The 16,733-nt window shown below is 58.0% G+C and carries 9 protein-coding genes and 2 pseudogenes; 2 read left to right on the top strand and 9 right to left on the bottom strand.

Annotated features, from left to right (window positions below; translation table 11 throughout):
* Positions 1-173: 173 nt before the first annotated feature.
* The 9 genes and pseudogenes from D3H34_RS34095 to D3H34_RS29880 all read right to left on the bottom strand — a co-directional run bounded on the left by D3H34_RS34095 (position 174) and on the right by D3H34_RS29880 (position 14,747).
* Positions 174-4,859, bottom strand: a complete 4,686-nt coding sequence (locus tag D3H34_RS34095) for a hypothetical protein (RefSeq protein ID WP_147400519.1) — start codon at positions 4,857-4,859, stop codon at positions 174-176.
* Between the two features lie 163 nt (positions 4,860-5,022).
* Positions 5,023-5,832 (bottom strand): hypothetical protein, encoded by an 810-nt coding sequence (locus D3H34_RS29910; protein WP_147400518.1) that lies wholly within the window; start codon positions 5,830-5,832, stop codon positions 5,023-5,025.
* A gap of 148 nt (positions 5,833-5,980) precedes the next feature.
* Positions 5,981-9,091: an AAA family ATPase gene (locus D3H34_RS29905; RefSeq protein ID WP_119558385.1), complete on the bottom strand. Its 3,111-nt coding sequence runs from the start codon at positions 9,089-9,091 to the stop codon at positions 5,981-5,983.
* Entirely contained in the window at positions 9,088-10,953 is a 1,866-nt protein-coding gene (locus tag D3H34_RS34090; RefSeq protein WP_147400517.1) for a hypothetical protein, read from the bottom strand. Before D3H34_RS34090 ends, D3H34_RS29905 begins: the two co-directional genes overlap by 4 nt.
* Positions 10,884-11,141 carry a hypothetical protein gene (locus D3H34_RS34085; protein ID WP_147400516.1) on the bottom strand — a complete coding sequence of 86 codons (258 nt, stop codon included), beginning with the start codon at positions 11,139-11,141 and terminating at the stop codon, positions 10,884-10,886. The genes D3H34_RS34090 and D3H34_RS34085 overlap by 70 nt, the downstream gene beginning before the upstream one ends.
* 233 nt (positions 11,142-11,374) lie before the next feature.
* Positions 11,375-12,994 carry a hypothetical protein gene (locus D3H34_RS29895; RefSeq protein WP_119558382.1) on the bottom strand — a complete coding sequence of 540 codons (1,620 nt, stop codon included), beginning with the start codon at positions 12,992-12,994 and terminating at the stop codon, positions 11,375-11,377.
* Positions 12,995-13,317: 323 nt separating this feature from the next.
* Positions 13,318-13,872, bottom strand: coding sequence for a hypothetical protein (locus D3H34_RS34790; RefSeq protein ID WP_286186454.1), 555 nt, complete (start codon positions 13,870-13,872; stop codon positions 13,318-13,320).
* Between the two features lie 203 nt (positions 13,873-14,075).
* A pseudogene (locus D3H34_RS34785) lies at positions 14,076-14,240 on the bottom strand (pantoate--beta-alanine ligase); the annotation flags it as partial.
* Between the two features lie 66 nt (positions 14,241-14,306).
* Entirely contained in the window at positions 14,307-14,747 is a 441-nt protein-coding gene (locus D3H34_RS29880; protein ID WP_119558377.1) for a helix-turn-helix domain-containing protein, read from the bottom strand.
* Between the two features lie 107 nt (positions 14,748-14,854).
* Between D3H34_RS29880 and D3H34_RS29875 the strand changes: the two are divergent.
* Positions 14,855-15,665 (top strand): annotated as a pseudogene (locus tag D3H34_RS29875) (IS5 family transposase).
* A gap of 235 nt (positions 15,666-15,900) precedes the next feature.
* Complete coding sequence (locus tag D3H34_RS34360; RefSeq protein ID WP_167481303.1) at positions 15,901-16,386, top strand: hypothetical protein; 486 nt, start codon at positions 15,901-15,903, stop codon at positions 16,384-16,386.
* The last annotated feature ends 347 nt before the right edge of the window (positions 16,387-16,733 follow it).

Genomic DNA, 16,733 nt, shown 5'->3' with positions numbered 1-16,733 from the left:
AGCGAAAGGAGGTCACAGAACAAGGCAAGACATACACTTATCCACAGCCGACCATTGCTGCGTCGGCTTCCACCCCTGGCTCACGATTCAAGCGGCGCGGTGGCTCAGTTCTACTTCGGCGCGGACACTCCAATAGTTCTTCTTGTTTATACGCCCATGTCATCGCCTCTTCATTAATAGCCGAGAGTAGCCTGCAAATCAACAGCCAACCATTTCTCCGGACTGTCCCAGCCGATCAAGTGCCTATCAAGGAGATACGAGCCTTTACCGCTCTTCTCATTGATAGCCGACTTTAGGGCTGACGCGTTCAGGCGCATGTGGAGCATCTTCAGGCGCCAAAGCTCGTCATCCTCCCGATAGGCCTCAATGTCTGAGTCGATCCAAACCCAAGCCATCTTGTCTGCGCACGTCAAGAAGATGTGCCATGAGCAGAACGCGGAGATGGTGTCCTTGGCTTTGAGGAAACTTTTCCACCAGTACCGGGCCTGGTAGGCTCGATTTCGGGTCTCCTGAGCGCGCACGCGCGCCGCGCCCCAGGTGCCAACGTATTCGCCCTGTCGCCATTCGGGCTTGAACATCTCATCGGTGGGGAGAAAGCCTTGGAGACTGATCGCTCGTTTTCTTCGGAATGGCTCTTTCGCAGTTTCATCAGCAGCGATGGCAGATAGCAGCCACGACAAACCGCCCTGGCTCACAGCCGCAAGCACGAATTCGAGGTATGACTCATCGTTGGCATTCTGAGGAAGGCTATAGAGATGCTCTCGAAGCTGCAAAACTGCGTTGCTGTCGGGTACTCGAAAAGTCAGTAGCAGCAACTCATCAAGTTCTCCGACCCCAACAAAGCTAATGCGCAGATGTTGCTTGAGAACATGCCACAGCTGCACACCACAGGGTGGGTTGCTGGCGAGCAGAGCTTCACACAGGGCAACAAAGAGGCCTCCGGCAAGATTAATCCTAGAGACTAGCGCTTGGGTAACCTCATCAAGGCCGTCCAACCATCTCGATACGACTTCTGGACAACGGTCAATCAACATCCGGGCCGCGTCGAGGCTCACGACACGGGTGGCCATGACCGCGCCAGCAGACTTGGCATCGCGGAGGTATGCCTCACCGGTCTCCCTTGCCGCCTGGTGCCGCTCCCATCTCACATCGGGGTCACCAAATCTGAACAAGTCGTCTTCGTCCATGGCTTGCGCACTAGGATTCACCGAAATAGAGTGCCTCTTTCCGACGGACTCTACCGAGATGCGAGCCGCAGCTGGAAAATTGGATACGCCTTCCCACGCGAGAGCCCTTTCGATTGCCTGCGCGGCGATTTCAAGATCCTCTCGGCTTCCACCGCGGCCCACCGCTTCGTCAAGGAGACACCACGGCTCGACCAACTCTGCAATCTCGGCTAGGCTCCTTTTCTTCGAAGCCGCAAGGACGGCATGGCTTCCGGCATCCCTCAGGTATTCGTTCTCAGACGAAACCGGTTTCCATCCGGCATCCAGCAGCGCATGTCCGAACTCCTCAGGGCTGCAGGCCGCGAGAGCCATGAACGCGAGGGTCTGGTGCCCCTCGCCAACGATCAGCGCATGCTGCACAAGACGATTGAAGATTCCTTCATCTACCGGAGCACGGTAGAACCATAGATAGTTACAAAGAACCTCGACAGCTCGTGAGTTTTCTAGGCCCCAGCGATGCACGAACTCGTTGATCGTGTCAGGTTTGGGGGGTCGTAGCACCTCACCCAGCGTTATCGAGATGAAGGAGCTTTGCTCAGACACCAACGTATCGAGCTGCACTTCGACCGATGCTCTCAATAGTTCCCCTTCAAGCAAACCCAAGAGCAAGGCCGGTTCGTCTTTATGGGAAGTCAACGGGCGCCGCAACCTCATATCACGGATAGCTATTACGTCGCGAGGTCTGGCCAGCAATGCGAAGCTTGGTACCTTCACTGCCGCCCAATGACGCCGCTCTTCTTCACGACCACCGAATGTCTCGAACCAGTGCGCAACGACGCTAGACACGGCCTGTGGAGAAACTCGAGAGGCGTGCGACAGAAATGAATCAAAGTTGTGATCATCACGGGAGTAATTCCTTCCGCTGCATATGCCTGCGACATTCAACGACTTTCCCCATGCGATAACCTTCCGGATCAAGCCTGCAGGGAAGATCAAAGAAGGATCTGGCAAGAAGGCTGCCGAACGCTGAAGCTTTCCGAATGCGGTGATCCGTCGGTCGGACCACAGCAATCCTAGATGCCGGTGTTCCAGCTGCATCATACTTTTTGCTGGATCGGAGAGGTAATGGGTGTTATAGCTGGAATCTTGCAGTTGCTCCTCACGTTGGTGATTGGCGCGCTGCTCCAATTCCTCATCTCCGGTGAGCCAAAGTAGCAGACCGCTGGCTTCGCGTGCAATGCCTACATGGACGCCTGTCTCTCGCTCCAATTGGGTGGCAACAACCGAGAGCCGCTCGAGCTCTACCTGAAGCGCTTCGCGGTCGACAGGGTTGAGCATCACAAGCCACTTTAGACCTGCCCAAACTTTCCCTGCATATGCAACCGAGGCGGTCACCGCCGCAGCGACCAATACGCTTCGAGCAGACACTAGCGGCTTGCCAAGCAGCAATTGAGGAATGTATTCACCAAGGTTGCCGCCCTCACGCTCATGGAGGCACAGCGGCACTCCGAGAATTCGATGGACTCCGGGTGCATCCGTTCCGATTCGTCTTCTTAGCAAATTGGCTTGATGCAACGCCGTCTCATCGCCAGCGGCCACTTTTTCATGCGAGGGACAGTCGGCGCGAGCGACCCAACTGACCATCCGATTTGCAATGACATCCCAAGCTGGAGCGTTCACGGCAGGTATTCCCTGCAGGGCAATCAACGCCCAATGACGTGCCGATGCATTGGCTCTGCCTTGCGAATCCTCCACTACTTGAAGCAGCGGCTCCACAAGTGCAGGGGCCAGTTGCACGGCATGTTGACGCTGTGCATCACTCGCGTTCTGGCTTTGCAAAAGCGCCGATAGGACGAGCCTCGGAACCACGGAGCTCTCAGGCGATTTCCTCTCGACAAGAACAGATAGCGCCGAAGCGAGTACGTGGGCAGCTGCCGAAGTGGCGCGCACAGCGTCGAGATACTCATCAAGCACTCGAACAGCCTGGGTATCACTCATCTGTGCGGCGATGTCGAGCGCCCCGAGCACAGCTACACCGAGCGCTAGATGGATCGTTGCCTCAGTTGGTCTCAAGCGCCCCTTACGGCCAGGCACGGGTTCCAGCCAAGCACCGCTCACAATCTCGTGCAACCGGCGGGCCGTCTCATCTGCCGACCCGGCTGGATCCCGAATCATGTCGCCCAGTTGCCTCGTCGAGTACCCCTCGGTGTCTTCCGCCAACGAGCGTCCCGCAAGAATTTCCGAGCGGTACCGATGAGCGAGTTGCTGGAGCCATTCCTCCCATTCCCCCTCGCTCAAAGCGCCCTTCGTTTTTAGCCCGAGTTCGTCCCGCGCATGGGCCCAAAGTAGGCGACCTTGAGTAGGGGCGCCTTGCAAGGCCGCGTCTGCCTTTTGGCGAATCGTCAACTCGAAGAAGCGAGGAACGCGAGCAAGATCGACTACCTCGGGTGGCAGATCTTCACGCGTGAGCCCGTGTTTCTGAAGCAGCGTGTCGAACTCGCCTCCCTTGGAAATGTCATATGGCCCCACTTTGAGTCGGTTGGGGCTATTCGAGAGCCTTCGCAGATCGTGAAGTCGTTCCTGTAAAAAGTGCGTTTGAACCGTCACTAGCAGCCTGATGCGTCCACTGAAGGCTTCACCCTCCAGGAGTTGAAGGAAGCGCTCCCACTCGAACGATGGTTCTTGGTTGATCCCGTCTACCAGAAGCAGAAGGGCAGGCCCCTCGGCATAAGGTCTTTGGAGCAGGCGGTCTACCCGCGCTTGCCAATATTCTCGGTCCGTCTGAGGGTTCAAGTCATGAAGCGCATTCCCGATGAACTCGACAACGCCTGCATGAGTGACGGCCCTCATCTCTTTGAATGCCGAAGAGGGCAGCATGAGGAAGATGGGGAGCGCATCCATCCTCCCGCGTGCCCATTGCACCGCAGCCCAAGTCTTACCCATGCCCTCCGCGCCGTGCACTACAGCTACCGCTCTTGATTCAGATTGCCACCAAGCGTCCAGCCCACTGGAAGCAGCCTGCCGGACGATAACCGGGACAGTACTTCCGGCGACACTCTGACCGAACACACTTTTAGACTCTGCCGCGTCGCACCACAACTTGCTAAGTCTGGCTCTTGCCTTCTCCAAAAGACTCTCGTATCCGATGGACCACGGCGATAGCTCGCGAGCAAGCTGATCTACGACTGGCATGACGGCCGCATTCATCGCCTTGGCGTCGGCTTTCGCAGCCTTGCCATAGTGCTTTTCGACGATCTCCGGCGCCCAAGCGCACAGCGCGGCGAGCGTTGGTAGCTCGGCGCTTTCTTCTCGCCAGTCAATCACGATGACGGGCACACCCGTAGCAAGTGTCTTAGCTCGAAGGCTTTCTTCTGTTTGCTGAGGAACGTCGCGGGTCGAGAAGAGAATCCATGCCTCGAGAGCCCCGTCTTGCTTTATGGCGTCATCTATCTCACCTCGCAGGCTCCGATCGTCAAGCGGTGAATGGTCGGCATAGCGCTTACACTCAAGACGCAGATGCCGGCCTGCTCGCCCAACTGTTCCGGCATCTGCCCCATGCTGAAAACCGGACTTTGCGACCGTAAACCGTACACCGACAAGCTTGCCCACCAAATCAGCGGCTAGCCTCTCCAGTGTTTTCGGGTCCCCCCGTTGCAACTTATCCTTCAGTGCAGCTACGTGCTTTTTGGCCATGCTTTTTTCTCCTCGGCAAGCATATCGCGCCACTCCACTTACGAGAGAACTGGGCTTTGACCAGAAGTAGGTATTCGAATGAATTTCGGATTTGACGGGGAGGGCTTCGGTGATTCAAGAATCATGTCATGGCGCTGACGCCTTTATCGCCCGAGCGCTCAGGTTAGGCACCTCGCCGCACCAAGTCGATGAGGCGCTGGAAGTTGGCTTGATCGTCGTCACTCTTCCAGCGATTGACGAAGCGCGCAACCACCTGCAGATTGCCGAGCTCGTAGTGCCCATTGGAATTGCGCCGATCCAGTGAGGGCGCAAGTTCCAAGTCTGTGAAGCTGATGTCGAGTGGCAGTTTCGTGATCGCACACACGGGCTCACGCAGCAGAACCTCGATGTGCGCGCGGAACTGTTCCTTGGACGCGAAGCGCACCTCTTTTTTCTTCGCCACCTCAACCCGGTGGGTACCGCTTGCCGCAGCCGCCTGGTAGGCCATCTCAATCATGTGGTCCACCGCGCTTTTTCGGGCGGCCATGAGCCGCGCGTGCGCCGGGTCGATTTCCCAGGTAGGGAAAGGCCATTCCAGCATCTTTGCGAACCGGCGTAGGAACTCTTGCGCTCCAGCGAGCGTGAAGCCGATATCAAATGTATTGATCCTGGAATCTTTTATTCGATTCCTGGCGGTCTCGTTCTGAAGTTGGTCTCGCTGGTGTCCCAACCAGCCGTAGACGTTGGCTTGAATCCCCGTGACACTGCTCATCTGTGCCATTGCCACCGGATCAACGGTGACTTCAAGCTCATTGGTGCCAAGGCACCTGTCTCGGTAGATGGACATGATCCACTTACTTTTCAATCGCGGCAATACGATGTAGATGCCGTCCTTGAGAATCTTGTTGTTCGGATCACTGCGAACTCGCAAGTTGCCTGAGTGGGGCGTGATGAGCTTGCCGCATTGCCGAAAATCTTCGTTGCTGACATTCAAGGAACCACCTCCGCTTCAATGGATGCTTTGAGCCGTTGTCGATTGCGCTGGTGGCGGTGAGTCGCCGCTACCGAGATGAGAAGTCAGTGCCTCTCCCTTGTGAGTTCGAGCTTTCAAGTAAATTGGAACGGGTGCGAGAGCGTGAAAATCACCTGCGCGTAAGTTCCACAGTTTTGAATTCCCCGTCAAGGAAACCAAACTTGTGCGCGAACAATCCTGCAACCTTTTCGTCGGCCGTAGCGAAGAAGACTTGTCGGTCCGACTTCAAGACAAGATTCCGCAGGTAGTCCAGGAAAGACAACGCGTTGAGGTCGTCTATGTGAGAAATCGGGTCGTCCAGCAGAATTGCTTTCGGCCCCGCTTTAACTTGGGCGTTCATTGCCAAGAACATTGACAAGGCATAGGCAGCGCGTTGGCCGGTACTGACTTGATTGAGCTGAATCGCTGAATTGTCGCTTCGTCTCCTCAGAGGCACTTCGGCGTCAGCCGTCACCATGTATTCGGCCGGCACATGTATCCGCTTGAAGATGCTGTCCGCAACCTGGTGCGTGGCGGCTACAACGGCAGCATTCGCTGCATCGAGAGATTGCTTCTCTATGATGTCATCGAGGACGCGCAGAGCCGCTGCGAGTCGTTCGATTGCACTGCGAACTCGACCGAGCCGATCAGAGATCTGTGTCAACTGAGCTTGTAGCGAAGACAACCGAGTCGTTGCGTCGCCATCGCTTTGTAGCGTTGCAAGCACTTTCTTGGCGCCCAATACGGAAGCTTCCAGCGAAGTCGCCAGCGAGTACAGATCAGCCGTGGGTGCCAAGTCCAGGAGATCGCCCACAGCGACGCAGACGTTGTTTACTTGCTGTGCAGTCCTTTGACGTTCTATCAGCTCCTCGATGGCGCCCGACAAGGAATCGTTGGGTGACATGCCGACTTCGTCAAGACGACGAAGAAATTCCTTGTTTCGCTGCAGAACTCCCTCGTTCAGATCGTCAAGGGCGATCTGGAGTCGCTGGAGGAAGCGCTCAGCCTGAACGTGAGCCTCAAGCACGTCAAGCGAATCCGGTTCTGGTCCGGGTTGATCGTCTCCTTCTACCGGCATGCACAGCTTGCTGATGGCATCCGACGACAAGCCGATTCGAGCGTATGCATCGAGCCCTTCCCGAGCCGTCTTTCTGGCTTCGAGCAACGAGCGCTGCCGTTCGATAAGGCTTGAAACCGATTGCTGCACGTCTTTCACAGTTGATGTCACGACCTCGTTGGCGCTTGACCGCGCGAACCTGTCCAGTTGGGCTAGCCAGGTGTTCTCGTTTGTGGCGCGAACCTGGCTCGAAGTCAGTTGCTCGATGTGCCGCCGAAGCTCCGAAACGGCGACATCCGACGGAGCCAGCGCGAGCGACTGCATGCGACCAAACAGTTCGCCGGGCGGAAAGCCGGTTCCACAAACGGGACAGTTGGAGTCCGAATGTCGATGCTCCACGACCTTCTGAGCCCATGCGTGCAACTCCGCCATCGCGATCTGCAGTTCCGACTGTGTACGCGTCGTCGCAGCAAGACGCTGCCCAGCCTCATCGAGCTGTGTCGACAATTCGTGGAGCTTGGCCATGGACTCGGAGACGGCTTCGGGAATGGGCCTATTTCCCCATGTTGACTCCCAGTCTGTAGGTAAGACGGCTGTCGGCAGCGCCGCAAGCCCTTGCGCATTTTGTGCCAACTCAATGTCGGCACGTTTTGATGCCGATGACCACTCTTTCAGCTCCGCAACCGCAGAAGGGGAAATGGCTGCGAGGGCAGCCAATCTCGCCTCGGTCATGGCCCGTCGCTGCACAAGAACGTTGCGACGCTGTTCATCTTCCTTCGCGGAGGCGAGCGCCTCCGTAAGTCCCTCTGATGCACTTAGCAATGCCGAGGCCTGCTGCGCAACTGCATCCGAACTCACCGGTCCCGCTATCCAGTCAATCTGCTGAATGACGCTCAGCTGGGATGTCAGATCTGACAGGGAGTCCACGAGTTGCGCAGTTACCTCATGCTTATTTTTCGGTGCCTCTCTCCACCCAATGCGTTCGAGGTCTTTCTTAAAGACGGAGAAGGCCGCGTCTGACTGCGTTGGTACAGCCTCGAGCCCTTGGCGCTCCTGCTCCTTGGCTTTCTGCTCTGAATCCGCCACCGCGCGTTCGGAGCGCTTTGAGCGAATCTCTTCCGCAACCGCCTTTCGGACATCCTGAATGCGCCGCCACATCAGCGTCGCCTCGTGGCCGCTCAGCAAAGCAGCCAAGCTTTCTGCATTTCCCGCCGAGTCTTCCTTCACCAGAGAGAGTTCCGCGGCTGCGTCTGTGTTCAGAAAGTTGAATCGGGCAAACTGGTTCGGCAGCTTGTTCTGGCGGCTGTTGTCGTCGCCTCCATACCAGAGCCGTTGGCGTGTCTTGAAGTCCGAGACTGCTTGAAGGCCCGAAGTCTTGACTGGATGCCCCGACACCAATAATCCCTGAACCGTAGCGCTTGCTGACGCTGAGGAACGGCGATTTGCTCCGCAGTAGAGGAACTCAATTCCTTCGAGAAGCGAGGTCTTCCCAACTCCGTTCGAACCGAAAAGCAGGTTGGCTTTGCCAAAGCCTTCAAACGAATGCCGCTTTGGATATGGGCGGAAGCCAGTCAGGTCTACGCTCGCAAGGTGCGATTCAACTAGTTTCCGACTTGCCTCTGCTCCGGTCGTCTTCTTGGTTCGCACGGATTGCTTGGCTGTGCCTGACGAAATGCTTCTCACGACGTCGGCGACAGGACGGTCTCCATCCAACACATCTTCTAGCCCGGCGGCACCAAGCCCGTCAGACCAAGCCTGAACGACATCGGTCGCACCGACGGCTTCGTCGACGACCACAACTGAGTCCAGTTCATTCAGCACACGGTCGAGTTCGTCTTCCACGACGACGAACTTGCGTGCGTAGCTTCTGTCGGCCTCCAGGTTTTGTTTGACAGCTTGAAACGCCTGGCTGCCGGCAACACCCTTGTCGACGACGAAGTAGAGATAGTTATTCCAGCGCAGGTCCGGTGATGCGTCTCTGTTGAAATAGGCTGGCCCCATGACCTCGTCGAGGTAGTCGCTTAAGTTGCCGACAGTGTCTGGGATGCGATTGTTCAGATCGAAAACATAGGCAGCGACATCACGCTTGCCGCTTCGTCGGACTCCTCGCAACACGCCGCTAGCGACTTCCGCGACATCGACGAATTTCTGACCGAGCTTCTCTCTTGCTGACTCAAGATTCATTCTTTGGCTCCCTGAGCATTGACCGCCAGTCGAGGAAATGACGGATCCCCAATGTCTACTTCCGTCTGTCCTGCAGGTCTTGTAAATGAAGTGCCGCGAGCACTTGAGAAGTGCCTTGTGCCAGTCGCTGTCGCGTAAAGAATGCAGAAGCGCTCTGCATTGGTTGCGTAGTGCTGCTGTGCAAGGAGCTCGTGCTGTTCTTTCGACAAAACGCGCTCTGGTTCTCGAGGAGGTCCTGCCAGCGTCTTGCGAACCTGTCGGTCTAGCAGATCCAGCTCTCGTGGGTCGCCTACCAACCCAGCGTGGACCAGCGTCGCCAGAGTGCCGTCGCCGGCCTCAACATTCCGGTTAGGGAAATTTAGATTCCAACAGAATTTGAACCCCTGTCGAAGCGCTTCGACCGGTGCTGGCCATGCGTAGCCTGTCCCACGAAGCTCTGCGACCGCACGGACGGTTGCGAACCTGTTGCGCCGGAACTCGCTTGCCTCTGGGGCCGGGTCTTGGGTAATCGTCACGCGTCGCACCACCTCTTGCTCGCACAGTTGCATGGAGTCGATGCGAGGAGGCAAGTACCAGTCTGCCTTAATGCCAAATTTGCCTGCGGTGATGGCCATCGCCCGCTCGACTGCAATGGGGCCGGTTCGATAAATATCTCGAATGTCGTCAAGAGCGCCGCCGTTACCGTCGAGCCCATCGATCTGCTCGCAGAATCCGTCGTCTGGAAGTTCGCCGGGCGTCCGAGGCTCGACCCAATTGCCTAATTCTTCCGCCCACACAAATGTCTTCAGAGCTCGAGGGCCGGAGCGTGTCGACCGCGGCTTTGGAATTGCGTGATGAAAAACCTTAGTCGCTTGGAGCAGAAAAACTCGCGGGCGATAGTGAAACTGCAAAGCATGAGCACGTATCGGTTCGTGCCGCGTGTAGTAGATACCGTGATGGTGGTTGTCGCGAATTGATTCGTCGGACAGGTTTGTCTCAGGTGAGAGCAAGTACCACGCTGATCCACAAATATTGTTCCAAGGGTGCTCGTTGGCACCAGCCTCGTCGATCGAGACCACCTTGTCGGCCCAATTCAGGCACAACAACTCCGTCCTTCCGGCAGCCGAAAAAAGCTCTTGGCGATACTTCTTGTACAGCAAATGGCGCGGGCTGTTGTTGAGCTGAATGTGCAGGAGAAGCAGGCCCTCGTAGTATTGGTCTATCAGTGCTTGATTAAGGCCGAATACGTCCGAGCAAATAAGGGTGATGAGCCGGACCTCGCCAGGCGGGTTCCCAAACGCATATACGGAAACTCCAGGAAGCATGCCGGCCGCCTCGGTGTTGCCAGCATCGCCAGAGACAACGGTCTTGTACTGAACCAAGAGCACAAGCCGCTCGGATTGGTCACCGCTGGCTTTCGTCTTGAAGACGTAGACCAGCGGATTGCGATACCTCTGAGTGGTCCGCGCTACAGAAGATGCGTCGTCATCCAGGACGACTGCGCGCTCGCCAAGCCGCTGGCGAATCACATCAAGGTTGCCTAGTGGCAGGCTTTCGCAACCCAGCGCCCAAATCTTTCCGGACTCGGGTGCAAGGCCGTGCTCAATCGCTTCGAGCAACGCGTCCCATGGAATGCTGTACTCAGGACTGACGAGAAGGTCTGGCTGGTCGCCGGGACTGCTGGCGAGTCTTAGAAGTGAATCTGCTCGTCGCTTCGCCTCTGCGGGGTTCGCATGACCAATTGACTCTGCCGCAATGCGGATGCGTCCCGGTGGCTGGTGGGCGAGTACGGTATAGAGCGTGTCGTCTGCTCTCAAGGCGTTGAGCTGTGGGGAATCAAGCCCGACCGCTTTGAGTATTTTCTCAACAGGAACGATTTCCACTGCTGCTCCTTGGCCTCGCCAATCAGTCCCGGCTTCAATGCGAGGCGCGCGGCCGGGTTGTTTCGATCCGTGATCGGCATCCGGCAGCGTCTCCGGTGCACGACTTCAGAAGCCGTCGCGGGATGCGGCCCCCGCACGGCCCTATCGATGCGTGCATTGACTGCTTCCAACTGGTCATTGTCGACCACGTGGTTTTCCTTCGCGTACCAGTCGCAACAACGGGACTACCGAGGTCGATGTGCATATCTGATCCGTGAAGACACAGGGCGGCAACGGCAGGATGGCGCGTTGATTTGCTGGGCCGCTCCGGTATCGAGAAGAGCCGGAGTCCGGTACTCGGCACAGCCGGCGCAGTCCGCAATGTGATCAGTGACTTCGCGGCGCCTCAGCTGGCGGTGCAGGTTTTCGAAAGTCGGATTCATCATTCTTCTCCTTGCCGCAGGAAACGCATGAACAGTTCGTGGCCGAAGACCCAGGCGCCGTCGGGGGAGGTCGAAATGATTTTCGTGACGTAACTCACCGTAGGATCCACCGCCACATACATGACGAAGCCGAGTTCGGCGACGCCTTTGAGCAGCATGGCGGTGGTATTCGCCCTCAGCATGGAGCCCCACGACATGTCGTACGTCCCGTGGGCCTTCTGATTTGCCCGCAGTTGCAGCGACGTTGAAAAATCCTCCATCAAGTCGTGCAATTGTTCGGCCACAACATCAGACACATTACTCGGCATGGCGAACCCCGTCGAGTCAACGCGAGGCAGCAGTGCGTTTAGCAGTGAAGGGGCGGTCACTTTTTGCATCTGCGCCAGCGTGGGCTTTACGAATACGTCGGTGGCCGGCGCCTCTGTGACGTGCTCAAAGAACTTGAGCAGAAATCCGGCAGGGACTTTGTTTGAGAGCGTGACGTACTCTTCACCGTACTTCGTGAAATAACCCTCCCAAGTGAGATTTACCGCCTTCAGGTAACGCAGGAGGGCTGCGGGGTCCACGCGGTAGTTCTCCGGGGGACCGTTGAGGTAATCCAGGCGCTTGTCGACTTCTCCGTGCGCAAATCCGGCACCGCGGATGCGCTTGGCCAGGTTGTAGCGCCGCAGGAACTGTTCGCACTCGCGCCGACGAAGCGTAGTCGTGTTGAGCTCTGGGGCAAACTCTCCGCGCTTGAGCGTTTCTCGGGTCCAGACGACGCGCCCGCCGTTGGCCAGCCAACCGGTCGTGCCGTCCGTCGGAAGGGCCACCTGGAATCCATCCAGCATGCGCCAGGTCGCGACCTCGTCACCACGAGTGACCTCAATGTGTTGGCCATCCTTTTCGATCGCCAGCACGAGCTCCGAAGTTGCTGCGTCGCTGGCGCCGATTTGTAGGAGCGGATCGCCCACGTCCGGCGCATCGGCGCACAGTTGCAAAACTGCGTATCCGTCGAGGACGGCCTTTCCGTTCTCTTCTAGGTGACGGCGCAGTTTCTCCAGAGCCGTGGCTGCACCATCGAGCCAGTTCAGGTCATCGGTCAGAGGTCCGATGCCCAGCATCGCCCACGTGTCCGGACTGTTTTGACCGGGCTCCGTCGGGATGGTCAGCCGAAGGACACGGTCCTCGACGGAGAGCTTGAGCGTGTGCAGTGGAAGAAGGTCGCGCGCGAACAAGTTGTCGGCCCAGGCGCGCAGCTCAGGGACGACCTCAGCCCAGGAGTGGAACTGCTTCTTCTCAAGGCCGTCGATGCTCAACGTCTCGAAATGCAGACGCGGCGTGTCAGCCTGTTCATTGGTGTACCAGCTGGAGTAGCCCCCGAGGCGGGAGGCGGCCTGCAAGGCGGCAGTGTGTTTGAGCTTGATGCCTTCGTCCTGTAGAGCCTTGACCAGGCGCTTGGCCAATGCACGGGGGTCTTCGTTCGGGCCGAGCTCCAGGCGCTTGACAACGTCAAGCGCTCGGGCGGACGTGAAGCGCGTAACTTTCGCTTGGACGAACGTCCACAGGGCAGCGGCTTGCGCTTCAGGGCTCAGGGGGGTGCAGCCGTGCGCGGCCGAGGAATTGCTTTCAACAGGCATTGGATGAACTCCATCTCAGGAAAGCACTTTCATGAACGGCACGCGTTGTTCGGCTTTCCAGGGTCATCAAATGCCGGGAAGCGTTTTTCAAACTCTCGATGGTTTTGCCAGGCCGGATAGTCCGGTGCGTGCACTGACGGGAGCAACTCACCCACGCTTCGGCTGAAGCGTGCGGCGACTGTAACCGAACTATTTAACGCCGCGCAAGGGGAACTTCCACGGGCAGCGGCTGGGCTTTCTCATGGTGCCAGCATGGCAGGGAGGTCAGCGGCTGGCGGCACTGTATCGCACACCCGCGGTCCCGTCATACCCTTAGCGCTCAGCTACCGGTTTTGCCAAAGAACCAGGTCCAACTTCTTCTGGGCGGTAACCCTGGCCTTCTCCTTCGCGTAGGTCATATCGAACTTGCGAATCAGGTAGTCGCCATCGCTGGTTTGAAGGAATACATCCAACTCCTGCCCAAGTTTGGCGTGGAGCGTGCACACGGCACCGTGCCTGTCAGGGTGCTTCGCGTGCGGCAGACGCCAGTGCAAATTCTTGAGCACCTCAGAATCGATGACCGGAGCGGAGGGGTTGAGCGTTGCGTAGAGCTTGCTTGCAAATGAACCTTCAAGTCGCCCGGTTGCCTTCTGGAGTTCCTCCAGAATAGCGTCGATAGTCAACGTCTTTGCTCGGCCCATGAGGTCGTAGAACGCAGCACGCCACTGAGCGCCGCGACGCACTCGATAGAAATGGTTGAAGCGACGCTGAAAATCAGGGTCCAAGTGGAAGTTCGGTCCATTCTTAGCTTCATCCTGCAGCCAAAGGTATTTGTTGAGGCCGTCCTGAATCTTTGGCATAGCCCGGTCGATGTCTTGTCGGGTGAGGTTGATTGGCATTGCTTCTTTGTTGTTCCGTCAATCTTGGCCTGCTTCCTCTGACGGTGGCTGTCCGAGCATTGTGCCGTCGTCAAGGGCCTGTCAGCGTTTGGAGGCCCCATCCTGAGGGCCCCGTTCTGATCGACTCCGACTGAGCGGGTAACCGGCATCGGATCAGGGTGCACCTTGCGGGTCTGCGGCTCGGGATGGAGCACCTTCTCGAAGTCGCTGTCGCAGCTGCGCGGGTAGGTGTCGAAGTTCTCGAGCGGTAACAACTGGACGTGGTACACGAAGATGCTGGCCACGGTCAGGTCACCCAGTGGCTTGGCCTGCCGTAAACAACTTCGATAAATGCGAACGAACCCATATCTACTGCCACCCACCGCCATCCGCTGAGGAGCTTCCGGATCGTGCAAGTCCGGATCTTTCCGCCTCACTCTTGCCGCGGCACTGCGCTATTGCGCGCTTAGGCGCTCCGCAATCACACGTGCACCTAGATCTCGCACCGACGCAAGGTTTTCGAGTTGCGCGGCCCGTGGCCGAGCCTTGCCTTGTTCCCAGTGATAAATCGTCTGCCCCGACACGCCAACTAGTTGCCCATAGCTCGCCGCGGACAGCCCGAGCTTTGCGCGATGCGCCGCCAACCTGGTTGCGCTGAATCGACGCTTCGTGCCTTCTGCCGCTTCATGGGCCGAATCAGATGCTGTGGCGGGGCGCGTCGCTCCCTTCGCAACACGACGCAGTTCCTTCTCGAGCGCATTCATTTGGCGACGTAGCTCCGCAATCGACGCTCGATGCGCGACCGATGCTTTCTTGAGCGTTTCTATCTCGGCGCGTACTTCTTTGCGAGCAACACGAGAGATTTCGGCTTTGAGGATCGTGGCAATATTTGGCATGGATAGATTGTGCCTTTGCACTACGGCCTTGTTGGTGGGAAGATTTCGCTTAGAGCGGCTAACAAAACCCTGTCATCGCCAAGCGCGGGGCATGCCTTTGACGAGCGATGGGACGAATCAGAAACAAAGAAATCAGCGCGGCGCTGTACAAGAAGATTGCGCCATTGCTGCCCGTGATGACACCTTCAGCCAAGGGCGGGCGGCCACGCCTGAGCGACGCGCAAGCTCTCAACGGCATCCTCTTCGTGCTGCGTACGGGCATCCCCTGGGAAGACCTCCCCCAAGAGTTGGGCTTTGGCAGCGGCATGACCTGCTGGAGGCGACTTCGCGACTGGCAAGCTGCAGGGTGTGGCATGGCCTGCATCTGGCACTTCTGGGGGAACTGCGCAGCGCCGACAAGCTCGACTTCAGTCGCGTCAGCATGGACGGGGCCAGCGTGCCCAGCCCCCGGCGGGCCCGCACACGGGGCCCAACCCCACGGACCGGAGCAAGCTCGGCAGCAAGCGTCACCTCATCACGGACCGCCAGGGCATCCCGCTGATCTTCTGCGTCACCGGGGCCAATCGCCACGATTCGGTGGTCTTCGAGGAGTTGGTCGACGCCCTGCCGGCGGTGGGTGGCAAGCGGGGCAGGCCGCGTCGAAGACCCGGGAAATTGCACGCGGACAAGGGTTACGACTACGCGCGATGCCGTGCCCATCTCAAACGCTGCGGGATCAAGGATCGCATCGCCCGCAGAGGCATCGAACGCAATGATCGGCTCGGGCGCCACCGCTGGGTGGTCGAGCGCACTCACTCCTGGCTGGCTGCCTTCGGCAAGCTGCGCACCCGCTTCGAGCGTCGCATCGATGTTCATGTCACCCTGCTTTCCCTGGCGTGCTGCGTCATCTGTGTTCGGACTCTTGCCACGTTTTGTTAGCCGCTCTTAGTATCCCACCAAGGACGGCGGCAATCGGGTAACCGAGTCGGCGCCACAATTCATCGCCCTGTCGTTGCCCTCGGTGCCGGCGCCAGCGCCAGCGGTCGCTGACGAATGCAAACTGCCGCGCGCGAGCGCCCCTCGCGCCAGTGCGCGACAGTCATGGGCGTATGCTCCCCGCGAGGGACGCCAGACAAGGGTGCCGTGACCCTCGAAATCAATTGGAAGTAACGTGATGAAGAATGACCGTGAGCTACAAAGAAAACTCCTGGAGTTCTTTCGTGGGCAACACCCTGATGACTCTACAGCGCCTCACATGGGCGCCGCATCGACCCGTGAGGTGTATGCAGCCCTCGTGTATTTGAAAGGCCACGGGCTGGTCGAAATGGAGCGCTCACGCAGCTCTACGCTCGATAAAGATCTCCTTTGGAAGATTACGTCGAAGGGAATCGACTTCATAGAAGATGACGGCGGCTTGTCGGCGATCCTGAATGTCGTGACCGTGCGATTCGAAGCCGAATCGCTCAAGGCTCTTCTCGAAGCGCCGATCCGGCGCTTGGACGTACCAGAGGACGAGCGAAATAAGTACGTGAAAGCGCTCGAGGAGTTACCCGCCGAAGCAACCAAGTCCCTCATGGAGAAGATTGTCGGTCTTACGGTGGACAAGGCGGTGGAAGCCGGCCCGACGATCATGCAATTCCTGCTGCAGTACATGAAGTGACGAGCTAAGCGTCAAGCGATGGTTCAGTTCTACTTCGGCGCGGACAACATTTGCCAAAGGTGACTATCGGCGAATGCTGCTGAGCTCTGGATCGCGCGGGGCACGGCGAACACGGCCTAGTTGTCGGCATGTGGTTGAAATCAGACGTCCCCGTGACTGACCCCAACGACCACACCCGAAGCCCACCGCGCTCTGCCTGCCACGGTTTAACGCTCATCATTGTCCGCGCCGAAGTAGAACTGAGCCACCGCGCCGCTTGAATCGTGAGCCAGGGGTGGAAGCCGACGCAGCAATGGTCGGCTGTGGATAAGTGTATGTCTTGCCTTGTTCTGTGACCTCCTTTCGCT

This window comes from Acidovorax cavernicola, assembly GCF_003581445.1.
This window is presented reverse-complemented; position numbering and strand designations above follow the sequence as displayed.